We start from the raw sequence: 14,668 nt of genomic DNA on the forward strand, positions 1-14,668 counted from the left end.
TAAAAAATTAACGTAAAATAGTAATTTGGTTGCTTGTTCGGTGTTGTGTGCCGTTCAGTTCTGATGTATAACTAACTACGGCAGTGTAAACGCCACTTGGTACCGTTTTACCTTTGTATGTGCCGTTCCAACCTTCACCTTCTTCTTTGGCAGCATCAGAATTCTCATAGTTTTTGGCAAAGATGATTTCACCCCAACGATTGTAGATACTCACTTGAATATCAACAGCATGTTTCGAGTGGACATGGTATTCATCGTTTAATCCATCACCATTAGGAGTAAATGCAGTTGGATTGAAGAAATCGTCATCGCATATCTCGTCGACAAATATTTCTGTATAAGTTTCACAAGCTGTAGGGTATGAGGTGTCAGTGATAGTCACCGCATAAGTATCCTGTTCATTTCTTAGTACAGACGACGTAGTTTCTCCTGTATCATGCCAGTAATATACATATCCATCGCCTTGTGGAGCTTGTAATTCAATCTTGAAACCATCATCAAAGCAAGCAACGGTATCAATACTAGCAAATGAAGGAGGAAGGTCTCTATAGATAACCTCGTATGTTTTTGTGATGATACATTCTTTTCCGCTGTCATGAACGATCGTATTGGTTACTGTATAAATTCCAGGTTGATCCACCAAAATTGTTTGATTGGTAGAACCTGAACTCCATGAATAGGCTTGCGTAATGTTTTCGTACTCTGAAACATTGGCAGATAGTTCGAATTCAATTCCTTCACATACTTCATATACAGTTGTGGTATCTTCAAAAGTAGGAATCACATATACCCAAACTGTATCTGTTACCGAACAACCCAATTCATTGTCAACCGTTACGGTGTAGAAAGTATCTTCTTCTGGAGCTACAGTAATTTGTTTTTCATTACTGTTGGTACTCCAAAGTTGGGATATACCTCCATCAACAGTAAGTGTTGCAGCTTCTCCATAACAAATGACTTGATCTTCTATTAAATTGACTTCTGGGATCTCACGAATATGAATTTGCCCCTCCGAACTAACTGTACATCCATAAATTGTAGTTACTGAAAGAAGAATGTTATGATCACCGTGTGTATCGTACTGATGTGTTGGATTAATTTCAGTGGAAGTATAATTTGGAGTAGTGCCATTGTATTCAAAATCCCATTGTACGCTTGCGATTTGATCACTGGAGCGGTTGATCAGTTGATCAAGGTGTCTTGAATAATTAATAAAATAGGCAGGCTCATTTTGACAAACCGTATCTACTTCAAAGGCAACTTCTGGTAAATAATGAATTTCTACATCTTGTGATATCGTTTGTGATAAACACCCTTGTGATGGCAATAATGCCAATGAAATATTTTGCGTTCCTTCTGTCGTAAAGGTATACGATAGACTTGGAGAGGTTGTCACGGTGTCAAATGATGCATTAATATTCCAGAAATACTGATATGTAAGCGTATCTTCATCGACATTACTAAATGAGGAAGAGGCGTCTATTGTCATACTTTCTCCTAAACAGACATTTTCCCATTGAAGCACAGGGGTAATTCTTGGTTCTATTACTTCTACTTCAACTACTCTTTCGCAGGCGGTTGATTTACTATTATCTACAATTGTACAATAATAGGTGCCAGCTTCAGAAACCGTATGGATAGGGGTTGTATTGGATGACCCTTCCCAAGAATAATCATAATTGCTGTTATTTGGTAATTCTATAGTCAGGTCACCTAATGCTTCAAAACAATGTAATGTATCGAAAGAATAATCAGTAGGTAATGTGTTGATTTCTATGGTAACAAATTCAGAGTAAGAGAACGAGCACCCATTTTCCATAGCAATTTCCAATTGGAAGGTATAATCTCCAGAATTTTCAAGATAGATATCCGGTGTAAGCTGTGAGTACTGACTTCCAGTTTCTTCTATACTCCAGAGGACTGAACTTACCAAAGAAGAGTCTACAGTTAAAAGGTCTGTATTGTAGGTCGAGAGTTGTTCGATGTTTAAAGGCAATCCTTCACAGGTAGGAAGGATAGAAAAGGCCAAAATAGGACTTTCAAGTAAACTGAATGAAGCTGTAGCACTACTCGTTTCACATGATAAGTTAGTGATGGCAGCAACAGTTACAGAATAATCACCTTCATCTGCAAAACTAATATCTAGCTCATTGGATGTGGTAGTGGTATCCAACCCGTTGGAGAATGACCATAAATAACTGTTGATTTCTCCTTGATAATTTGAAGTCTCGAAAGCTTCAAAAACCATCGATTTATTAGTACAACTTAGTGTGTCGAGTGATAAATCTAGAATTACAGTTGGTTCAAACTGCACAGTAAATTCGTCTTTTTGATATCCCTGTTTATAGTCCCAATGAGTACGACTATCATCTTCAAAATCAGTATAAAGAGCGTCTACCCAAGATTCTACAATAAAGGTTTTAGATGATCCATTTGGATCAACATAAAATGGTGAAGTTTCATCAGATTGTGTAAATGTAACGACAGAATCAGCTCCACCTAGATCAGCACTTATTTTTTCTCCATCAACATACCATTGATACGTCATTTCACCTATGTAACTATAGGAATCGGTTACCTTATTAGCAGGAGTAAAAGTAGAGTCGTAAACTGCTAATGTAGTGTCACCCAAATAAGCACATCTGAAAATATCAGATACAGTACGTTGAGGTAATCGAAGTACCGTTACGGTATCATCATTTTGTGATGCATAAGAACATTGTTGTCCAGAACCAATTTTAAATACAAAGGTTAATTCTGGTAAATAGCTTTTATCCTCATTGGTCTCATTTTCATAAGTAAACGATTGAGGATTATCTGTGGCAGTATAACCATGTCCACTGGTCCAGAATTGTGAAATATCAACAACATCTGTAGCTGTATATTCGATAATACCATTCATTTCTGCAGTGAAAGGAGCGTATCCGATTTTTTGAACGATATCAGTGATACCTCTTACACCACCAACTTCTACATCTATTGTATCAGAATAGAAGTAACAACCTCGTTCATCTTCTGTAATTAAGCTTACCTTATGAATTCCTGGTTCAAAATAATTGATAAAGGCTCCTTCAGAAGTAGGGAAATATGTTTCTTTTCCATCCTCTCTTTCAATATTCCAGTGCCAAGTAACAATATCAATTTGTGCGTTATTGATATCATCGTATCTAGGCCTTGAATTCCCCGTAGTACCATCAGCAAGATCTTGAATCTGAATAAACTGAGGACAAGAGACAGAGGTGTATTCTGGAGTAAAGCCAGCTTCAGCAGTTAAAACTGCAGGGACATCAATATTAAATGAGCTTGTTGATGTACAGCCAATAATGTCTTCAGCTGTTAATGTTACTTGGTATTGCCCAGTCTCAATTTGCGAGAAAATAAAGATAGAATCATTATGTATGCCTCTTACAGTATTAGATGGAGAAATGGTTTCTGTTTCGCCAGTAGTAAGGTTGGTAATATCCCAAATAAAGGTACCTTCTTCTTCATAAGAAGTGAAAAAGTTCTCATATGTGATTTTTGGGTCGATGGTTACCTCTACATAATCACACTGATAATAATAACTCGCAGTTGCAGAAGAGAGGTAATCTTTAGGCCCCGTAATATATGTAGGTATGGTTTGCTTTACACTACATCCATCAATAAAGACTTCTAATGAAACTTCATAAGCTTCATGTTGGTTGGCTTTTGTATCTGTAAAAGTATAGTCAAAAGAGTCTTGTATCGGAGCTGTTGTACCACTTACGATAGGAACACCATCAATAGACCAGACCCAAGATTGTAATTCATCATCTTCAATCCTAAGATCATACATCGAGTAGTTAATCGTAGAACCAGCACATACGGAGTCAGCTGTAGAAGTCATCTGAAAACCTTTTACATCAATAATAGTATCAAACTCAACCTCACAACGGCTTCTACGGTCGTACATTTCTAAACGCAAATCGTAAGAACCTAATCGGTTAAAAGAATAATCGAATTGCTGATCATATATACTATCATTATTGATGATCCATAAAAAGGTTACCGGATGGGTATCAAAATGCTCATAGTCTGTTCGGAAGTTGAAGGTTTGACCTAAACAGATAGTACTAGGAGATCTATCGTCTGTTTCGTCAAGCCCCCAGATCATTTCAGAAACGATCGGAGCAGATGAGAAAATGGTGGTGTCATAACGAATTACCTCACAATATTCTAAGCTATTCTCTAATAAAGAAGTAGGATCATCTAGGTATAATTCTGTATATACTGTATCACCATCCTGCACAATAAGATTATAGTCTGGATGATCATTTGGAGATTCACTTACGGTTGTTGTTGTTAACGTAAGATGTTGATCAGCTTTATTATGTTTACTTGAACCGACCCTAAATGTCCAGTCAAATGGTCCATCATGTCCTGTTGAGGTATTCTGAATATAAAAATTGGATGCATTACAAAGTGTTTTAACTACAGAGTAATCAGGGTTTGGTGTTAAGATGTTAATCTCTTGAGTAAATACCTCCGACGTACAGCCATAATGTTTTGCTCTTAGACCTACAGTGACTGTACCTTCTTCAACACCAATAAATTCATGTGTAATAGATCCGTCTCTTTCTTCAGTTACTTCCCATTTTCCACCTCTATTTAAATCGAAGTTCCATTCATAAATGGTTTCATTGAGGTTGACTCCATCTTCAGCATCAGTCGTTAAGTTTTCGAAATAGAAGGAGGTACCATTACAAATTGTAGTATCCGGAATATGAAATTTCGGGTACACTTCTCCACCAGATTGAAGCACTTCAAAAAAAGTATAACGGCAACCTTCTTCTAGCTTAACAACAATCTTCGAGACGTAAAGTCCCATTGGCAGGTCGGTGTAAGAAATTGAATTGGTGACACTACTTTCATACAATTCATTTGTCTTTAGGTCTCTAATGGTCCATACAATACTCTCAGGTTCTTTTTCATACTCTAAAGTATCTTCGAATAATGTGAAACTGAGGTCAGAAGAAATAGGAGCACAGCCTTTTATTTTTCCTTTTAGTTTGATACTTATTTCTTTAGACGAAACTTTCTTCTGATCAAGAGTACATTCTCCACCATTTTTCACCCCAATAAGTTGAATGGTATGGTCTCCATAACCACTTAAAATTATGGTTTCATCGATCCCATCGTAAGTTGAAACGGTACTTACTTCACCATCAACATAATGATAGGTTTTCCAATAATAGCTCTCGTATTTAGCTAATGGTCTACGATTTTCTATCTCGACGTTTACACTAAAATCTTCACCACAATAAACCTCTTGATCAGTTGTAAAAGCAATTTCAAGGGCATCTTTAAAAGTAGGAACAGTCACAGTATCTGTAATTACACATCCGCCAGCATAGGCTTTTGGATACATGTCAATATCTGCCGAAGTAATATTAGTGTAAGTATGATATACTGTATCTTTTGCGAAATGAGTGACAGGCTCACTTCCATCTCCAAAATCATAGACAATCTCTAAATCAGAAGGATAAATAGAAGTATTGTGAGTATACATTACTTGATAACTCTCACATGAATTTGAAGGAATATGTTTTTGTATTAAACTATCCTCAACTGCAGTGTAAAAGCGTTGTGTCGTTAATACTGGAGTACAAGAGCCACTATATGCGACTAAAGATACATCATAAATAAATTGTCCTTCCTTGTTAAATGTATGTGTGATATTGTTTCCTGTAGCTTGGGTGCCATCACCAAAATTCCATAAGTAAACTACATCTGGGGCTGTTCTTTTTAGTGTTTGTGCGATTGAATTGGCAGAAATAACGGCAGTATTTTCACAAACATAAGGTGAAGAAGTGATTGTCGTTTCAATATCATCATGAACGGTAAGGGACTGTGATGTATATACCTGACATCCTTCATTTGTAATACCAATTAATGTAACATTATAAATACCGGCTAGCAATTCTTTTTGGTAAGGTGCTTCATCAATCAGATATTGTCCCACACTAAATTTATAACTTGCCAATCCGGATGGATCATCAACTGAAAATTGATATTCATCTAAAGAACACCCTTGTTGAGGGTCCTCCCCAGAAATATTGGTAATCGTGAAGGTGACATCTGGAATACCTGCAACATGAAGTACTCCATCTAATTGAGTAGAGTTTTCTCCATCTGAAATCGTTACAGAGATTGAATAATCCCCACTTTGCTGATACTGCTCTGCTGGAGTAGGTATAGTATACAAAGATGTATTCTTACCTAAATCCCAAGAATAAGTATAGGATTTTGTAGGATCTAGTCCATCTACAAAAAATTGTAAACTTAAAGTTTCACAACCTTGCACAATGTCTCCTTCAGTAATATTAAATTCATTATCATCTCCAATAACACTTAAGTTTCTAGCTTTAAGAACTTGAGCTTCTGAAGTATGGAATACCGTTAGTGTTAGTACGATAAAAAGTAAGCAATAGATATTTCGCATATTTATTTCATCTAAAAATTAGGAATCGGACATTCATCTGATGGAAGACCTGATTTCCCTTTTTTATTTTTCTTTCTGTAGTTTTTATAAAAGTCAAAGTCGTAGCGCAATGATATTTCATGACTTGTTCCCTCAGAGACAGCCAATCCTCCAATAGGATGGTCATAACTGTAACCGAAAGTTATTCGTTTCACCTGAACACCAGACATAATCACGATAGCATCATGATTGAACTGATTAGGGTGGTCGTTTTCTTTTACAATTAAGCCTCTATACCATAAACCTAGAATTAGAGGCTTGTAATTAAAGTTTACTCCTGTACTTAATTGGTCACTTCTTCCTTGTGCTTGATAATGCATCATAAAAGAAATGGTTTTATCATCGTAATCAGGTACAGAATTATGCCATCTATACGTTAAAGGAATGCGATACCCAGCATTTATTGAGAAACGCAATGGCAATTGATCATTTCCGGTTTCATACCTTGTAATAGAAGGTTGGTTGATATGATAAAATGAAGTACCAATCCAAAAATCTTTTCCATAAAAAAGTAACCCTGAAGATATATCTGCATAAATCAGAGAAGTATTGCCAACACTCTCTCTTGTAGCATTATTTGTGATTCCATCATCATCAATCTGATCACCAAATATCAAGTTGTAGAATCCAAGGGATGATTGCTCAAACCCAATTTGTAAGCCAAACGAAAGTGTGTATTTTTTATCTATTTTTAGTTTATATCCACCTGTAGCGTTAACAATAGTTCTATCGTAATGTGCCCCAGTTCCTGTTCCAATTATATCTTCATGTACTTGAAACCCCAGTGAAATATTCTTCTTAGGAATAGGAGTGTCAAATGCACCAATCACTGTCATGTAGTTGGAAGGTAAACCTACCCATTGGTTTCTATAATTTAACACAGCTCTTCCATCTCCACTTGTTCCAACTAAAGCGGGGTTCAGGTATAGAGGCGATGCATAATATTGTGATAGTTGTGCATCTTGTGCGTACGATGATACATTATAGAAAGATAGTATCGTGAAAGTAAATAGAATAAAGTAGTTTCTCATGTAGTATATAAAGCAATGAAATGAGAATAGAGTACTAATCAGTCAAAAAAAATAAGCCTTTTCGGTACATTTATTTATATAAATCGTACGGTAAATATAAATAATCGTTTTACCAAAAAGGCTTTTTCTGTAGTCAAAGTGCGTTACAAATAGTTACATCCATTGTAATTACCCATTACAGAGCATTACAATCATCGAATAACGGTAACATGAGACGATTCTCTATGATGGGAGCCATCAAGCTCACTGTCATACTCAATGATAACCGTATACACTGAACCAGGTACTAATTTACCTCTCCACTTAGCGTCCCAACCTTGGCCTTCAGTCCTAGCCTGATCGGAGTCAGCATATCTTCGGTTGAAGATGATTTCACCCCATCTATTATAGATGGTTAAGTCGATGTTTAATGCATATTTAGATCTAATCAGAAACTCGTCATTTAAACCATCTTGGTTTGGAGTCATTGCTGTTGGGGTATGCATTTTTGGTGGACAAATATCAGTGACCTGAATACTTGTTATTGTTTCACATTCAGTATCGTAATTTGCATCTATAATTCTGACAGTATATTCACCTTCTTCGTCTCTTTTTACGGATGAAGTAGTTTCTCCTGTATCTTCCCAATAGTATAAAAAGCCATTGTCTTGCGGTGCTTGAAGTTCTATTTCTATCGCCGTTTCAAAGCAAATGACTGTATCTGTTACAGCGAATTCAGGAGGTAGTGGACGGTGTATCACTTCGAATGTTTGAGAAAATGTACATTCCTTTCCACTTTCATGTAATACTGTATTGACAACAGAATATTCCCCTGGTTCACTAACGGTAATTGTAGAAGAAGTTTCTCCTGTTGTCCAAACAAAACCTTGAGTAGTTCCAGAGTAGTTTCCAATATTTGCATCTAATGTTACTTCTTCAGTCTCACAGACTTCATAAACTACTTGTTCTGTTTCGATTTTTGGAATAACAAATACAGTAACAGAGTCATAGCTAACACATCCAAATTCATTGGTGACCATAACTGAATACGTTTGATCTTCTGTAGGTTGAACAGAAATATTTCCACTTATTTGGTTATTACTCCATAAATAAGCGACTCCACCTTCGGCTGTTAAATCTGCTGTTTCACCTTCACAGATATAGAAGTCTTCAGTAATGGTAATCGTAGGTTCAGGGTGTACATTTAATTCTCTTTCGAAGCGTTTTATACACCCATTAGTAGTTGTTATTTGTAGTAAGACATTAAATGTTCCGACTTCATTATATAAGTTTCTAGGTGAAAATTCTTCTGAGGTAAAGTTGTCCGATGCACCATCATAATTGAAGTCCCATTCTACTTTAGCAATACCAAAATCACCTGATCGAAGACTTCTCCCTTCAAGCGTTGAAAGGTTGATAAATTCTGCTTCATTAAATACACAGATATCTTCAACACTAAAAGAGGGTTCTGGTAGTTCAAAAACCGTAACATTGTTTATGATCTCTTCTGAAGAACAACCTCCAACTGGAGTAACTACCAATGAAACCGCTTGAATACCGTGTGTGGGGAAAGTATATTCTAGTATTGGAGTAGTTGTGGTGGTATCAAATCCAGATAAATTCCAAGCATATTCAACTGTAATATCATCTGTATTAATGTAGTCTGCCGTTAATGTTGTTGGGAAACCAATACAAACACTAGTCGCTGTGAAATTAGCATCAGTGATTGGATCAATCACCTCAATAGAAGTATAAGTTTCACAATTGGTTGTATCTGAGGTATCGATAATAGTTACAGAGTAAACGCCAATTTGACTCCTTGTTACCGACGAAGTAGTTTCCCCTTGATCCCATAAGTAAGTATATCCAGGTTGCTCTGGTGCTTGAATAGTAATGTCTCCAGTATTAAAGCAATGTACTAATGTATCTCGATCAAATTCTTGAGGCAATTCATTAAATACTGCTCTAAATGTTTTTACTAAAGTACAATACTGACCATCAGGTCTGAGTACTCTGTTTGTTATTGTGTAATCACCAGTTTCAGTAACTGTTATACTAGAGGTAGTTTCACCATTAGACCAATCAAAATTTTCTACTGTCCCTTCAAATTCATTAATACTACCGTCTAGCTCAATCGTTTCCCCTTCACAGGCTCTAAATTCAGTAAGTGATTCTCTGAAAGTTGGAATCATATAAATCTTCACACTGTCTTCTGTTAAGCAACCAAATTCATTCCATGCTTTAACATAATATGTAGTAGAATCTGCGGTAGGAGTGACTGTAATACTAGGTGTCGTTTCACTTGTACTCCATTCGTATGTTGTGCCTCCAATAACTGATAGAGTGATAGACTCACCAAAACAAATGTAGGTGTCTTCATCAGGTGTTATTGATGGAAGTGGATTGATAGTGACTTCCTTTATTATTTCTTCTACACATCCAAAAACAGTATATACTTCCAATTTCACTTCGTAAGTTCCTTCAGTAGGGAAAATATACTCTGGTGAAATGGTATTTGAATGTACTACAGTAGGAGCATTTAAATGATCAAAATACCAACGAACTTCTTGTATTGTTGTAGAATCTATTGATAGTAATGTTCCATTAAATGAAGATAGGTTATCGAAAGTGGTAGGTTCACCAAGACAAACAGTAGTTGATGAGAAATCAACCGTTGGAATTGGTTCAACCACAACTTGTTTTGTAATTGATGCCTCGTCACAGAGGTTATCAGAAGTGATGGTCATAGTGATATCATAAGTTCCTTCGGTCGTAAACTTATATTTTAATACACTATCTTCTTGAGCTATTGTCTCAATGATATTTGAACCATCAGAAATTTCAAATGTATAGTTTGTGATCGTTCCTCTACTGAATGGTGTAAAACCAGACGCACTGGCATCGAATGTTGCAGAATCGTATAAACAGATAGAGGTAATATCTTCTAATTCTGGAGTTAAGGTAGGATCATACTTCACATTAAATGTCCTTTCTGAAGATGCAGTTTCAGTATCAGTATGATTATATGAAGGATTAACATAGTCTACATACTCAGCATCTACCCAAATTTTTAATGTATAATCACGGCCATCCTCATCGTCAGGATCAACTTCAAAATATCCACCGGTATTTCCATAGGTGAATGTTACAACAGAATCCATACCTCCATCAGCTTCAGGAATAAGGTTGCCATCTACAAACCATTGGTATTTAGTTTCTCCTTTATAACTAAATTTCCCAGGGATGTCTACATTGGCTACTTCAAATGTTTTATCATAACCTTCTACAGTTGTATCTCCTGCCGATGTACATAAATGAATATCACCCAATACAACCTCTGGAATACGGAAAACTGAAATATATTCATCTGATACAGCACCATAATCACAGCTGGATATAGTGCCATTAGGTGCTTGAATTTGAGATTGGAAAATCAACTTAGGAGTATAAATAACATCTTGATTTAAAGCATAAGTAAACTCTTGAATTTGATTGTCTCCACCGTCACCATAATCTGAATCCCAGATGTATTCGATACTAATTACATCATCAGATACATATCCAGGAATAGCTTCCATAGAAGTAGTTAGAGGAGCATAACCTGCTTTTTTATAGATGTAAAATGAGCCACTAACTCCACCAACTTCTAAAACAAAGTCATCTGCAGTGAAAGTACACCCTTCAGCATCTTCTGTTGTTAATTTTATTATATAATCACCAGGTTCAAAGAAATAACTAATTGATCCTGAGGTTTCTTCTAACATGAATACTGTACTGCCGCCTTTTTCAATTGCCCATGTCCATTTAGTGATAGGGACAATATTACCATCCGCATCTGTTCGAGTAATGGAATTTCCATCGGTGTTATCTGCCAAATCAGTAAATGTAATTGATGATGGACAGTCAAGTGATAACTCACTTGGTGTAAACCTAGCTTCTCCGATAGGTAATTCAGGGACATCAAAAGTAATTTCATCAGTGACTGAGCATCCGTTTTGGTCTGTAATCGTTAACTCTATGGTGTATTGCCCCTCAGTGAAAGAATTAAACTGATAGATATTACTGCTTTGTGCATCAGGTGTTACTGTCGTTGTGCTTCCGTCAGGAGCTGTAATATTCCACAATGTTGAACCATTTTGAATATTGTAAACGGTTTCATCAGTAATTTTTGGATCAACATATGTTTCAATGTAATCACACTTATATACGAAGTTTATATAATCATCGACATTATCTGAAAAATCAAGTTGAGGTTGCGTCACTCTAGTATTTTCAGAAACTTCTAAAGGACAAGCATCCGAATAGACTCTAAGGTAGACTCTTTTAGACCTCCTTTGTGGATTATTTACATAGGTATAAGTGTATGTAAAATCATCAATAACATTAGTTGATCCAGAAGATTCCATTGTAGCTGTAGATCCATCTCGGTTGTCGACCCACCATTCCCAAGTAATATTTGGAGCATTTAAAACACTACCAGCATCTACTGAATAGGTTACTGGTTCACCCAAACATATATTATTTTCACTATCACTAATTGAGAGTGTCATTTCGTATACATTGATCGTACCGCTCTTTAATTGATCAGAACAACCATTATCATAGTTTACATCCACTTCAAATTCCCATGTGCCTTCTTCAGTAAATGTATAATTAGGGCGTCTACCTGTAATATTTACTATGGATCCTGTATTTGTATTTGTAAAAGTCCACTCATAGGTTCCTGCATCAGAAACACCTGGATTAAAATAGATAGGGGTGCTTGTACAAACATCACTTGGCATATTATAGTTAGTACTTGATTCTCCCCAAGTAATGGCTAATGGATCAGGTTTTAAAGCTACTGTAACACTACTAGAAAATTCATCCTCACAATAAGTTGGAGGTTGGATTGTAGGTTGAGAACCCGTATTGTAAACAGTTAATGTCACATTTAGTGTCTCACCATAAGTGACGTTTAAATCTTTATATAGTTGATCATTAATGATATCATGGTTTTCATCGGTGGTGCGAATCTGTTCAGTTCTACCATTTACTTCAAAATCCCAGACATATTCACCTCCTGTAGATGCACCCGATGATAAATTTTGGATTGTAATAGAATTAGGATCGCAGACATCTGTGATGAGGAGGTCAAAATTAGCCCTTGGGATAATAACATTGATCTTTTGGAATACTGGATCGGTTTCACAACCATCTTGTCTAGCCCAAAATCCAACGATATACTCTCCATCATCTAAATCGTCATAGGTAAATTGCCCATCACCACCAACATTGTTAGCAGGAGTCCAATTAGGGTTATTGACATCCGCTACGTTATAATCCCAAAAGTATTGAATATCATTATCAGGAATCGAACTAACAGTTGTGTTATTAAAATCGACTACTGTTCCATTACACACATTTGGTTCTATCAATCCATCATTTCCATCAATTTCAATAGAGAAAGCTAGGTTAATTTTCTCCCCAACTCTTAATACTTCAGTGACAGTAGAGGTACACCCATTACCAAAATCTAGATCAATAGTGATGTCGTATTCATCTGCTGCTAGATTACTTAAATTAAAGGTAGTGTTTGAGCTATTGTCGTTATACCCTGTATTTCTACCATTTATGGTCCAAGTCCTTGATACCGAAGTATCTGTAATAGGACTGCCATTTTGAGTTAAAGAATAATCTAAATCTAAACTATGAAATTCACAATCATCAATAATACCGTCAATTGACACAACAATTGGAGTTGATGTAATAACTATTTCGTCTATCACACACTCACCAAAGTCGTTGGCAACTAATTCGATAGTATAAGTTCCATAACTAGAAAATGTATAGGAAGGAGTGGTGTTATTCACTTCATCCTGATCATTAGTACCCTTTAATCGCCAAAAAAAGTTGGTCACATTATTTAGGTTATCTATTCCTAAATTAACGGTGAAATTATTATCAGTACAAAACTCTGTTTGATCTGCGGTAATTGAAATTCCGCTTAACGTCATAGGAGGTACAGTAATCACTTCACTGTAAGCACATCCATTATCCAATGTACTTGTGATTGTATATTGAATATTAGCATTTGTAGAATTGGTGAAGTTGTGACTTACACTGTTTGGAAGTTGTGTCGTTTGTGTTGAACTACCATCACCAAAATCCCAAGTAATATTATCACCGTCTAAATTACTTGGAAGAGTAGGAGTAAAAGTAACGGGGTAAAAAGCACAAAACGATGAAGGTTCGGTCACAGAAAACATATCTGTACCTACTCCAATGGAAACAGGAATAGTTTCACTTACAGGGCAACCACCATTATCAGCAGAAACTGTTACGGTATAGTTATCGCCATTGGCAATATCAAAAGTATGAGACACATTTTGACCAGTAGCTGTACTGCCATCACCAAAGTCCCAAATATACTCATCATCAGGTAGTGTCACTGGAGTATTTGATCCATCAGAGAGAATAGCAGAAACGGAAAAGTTTTCAGTATGAGTATTTAAACAACTAACAACCTCTTCAGGGCTTAGTTGAAGCTCTACAATATCAGTAATGACAATTTTTGTGTGAATTTCACTATTGATATAACAACCATTGTCCGTAGTACCAACCAGGTAAGCGACATATCCTCCGGGGTTAGCAGGTAATGGGTTAGAATAGACACCTTCTGTTAATGTCTGACCATTGATAAGAAACTGAAGCCCATTAACATTGATAGATGATGTTTTCGTAAATGCGACCTGTGTACCAGTACATCCTTGGTAAACACTTGCTTCAAATTCTACTTCTGGAGCAGGGAAGATCGTCACATCTCCTGTTAATACTTTCTCTCCACCACCTTGATCGAATGTTGCCGTAATGGTATATACAATGGTATTGTCGGAAGTATTGAAAAATATCTTTGTAGGGTTTGTATTGCCATAAATAATAGGACTACCATCACCAAAATCCCATCTTAAATTGGTGATACTACCATTACCTTGTTCATCAATATAGAATTTTGAATTGAAGTTATTACATCCACCAAGGTCACTTGGAAAAGGATTGCCAGCATTTTGGTTACCCACCATGAGCTGCTGTGCATATATATCAGGAACAAAAAATAAAGTAAGTAAAAATAAAAGTAATATATCGTAAATCCTCAGTTTCATTTTGTATGTCGTTTATC

3 protein-coding genes are annotated in these 14,668 nt (G+C 36.1%); all 3 read right to left on the reverse strand.

Annotated elements, in window-relative coordinates; all coding sequences use genetic code 11:
• Nucleotides 1–7 precede the first annotated feature (7 nt).
• A complete protein-coding gene (locus QL232_RS17415) occupies nucleotides 8–6,460 on the reverse strand; it encodes a PKD domain-containing protein (protein ID WP_281615115.1) in 6,453 nt (2,150 codons plus the stop codon).
• A gap of 11 nt (nucleotides 6,461–6,471) precedes the next feature.
• Entirely contained in the window at nucleotides 6,472–7,530 is a 1,059-nt protein-coding gene (locus QL232_RS17420; protein WP_168884296.1) for a type IX secretion system membrane protein PorP/SprF, read from the reverse strand.
• A gap of 191 nt (nucleotides 7,531–7,721) precedes the next feature.
• Nucleotides 7,722–14,651, reverse strand: coding sequence for a PKD domain-containing protein (locus QL232_RS17425; RefSeq protein WP_281615116.1), 6,930 nt, complete (start codon nucleotides 14,649–14,651; stop codon nucleotides 7,722–7,724).
• Nucleotides 14,652–14,668: the final 17 nt, after the last annotated feature.

The sequence above is a fragment of the Flammeovirga sp. SubArs3 genome, from assembly GCF_947387565.1.
GTDB classification, from domain to species: Bacteria; Bacteroidota; Bacteroidia; order Cytophagales; family Flammeovirgaceae; genus Flammeovirga; species Flammeovirga agarivorans.

Coding starts and splice junctions, on each gene's coding strand:
- QL232_RS17415 (WP_281615115.1), bottom strand. CDS start 6,460: ATGCGAAATATCTATTGCTTACTTTTTATCGTACTAACACTAACGGTA.
- QL232_RS17420 (WP_168884296.1), bottom strand. CDS start 7,530: ATGAGAAACTACTTTATTCTATTTACTTTCACGATACTATCTTTCTAT.
- QL232_RS17425 (WP_281615116.1), bottom strand. CDS start 14,651: ATGAAACTGAGGATTTACGATATATTACTTTTATTTTTACTTACTTTA.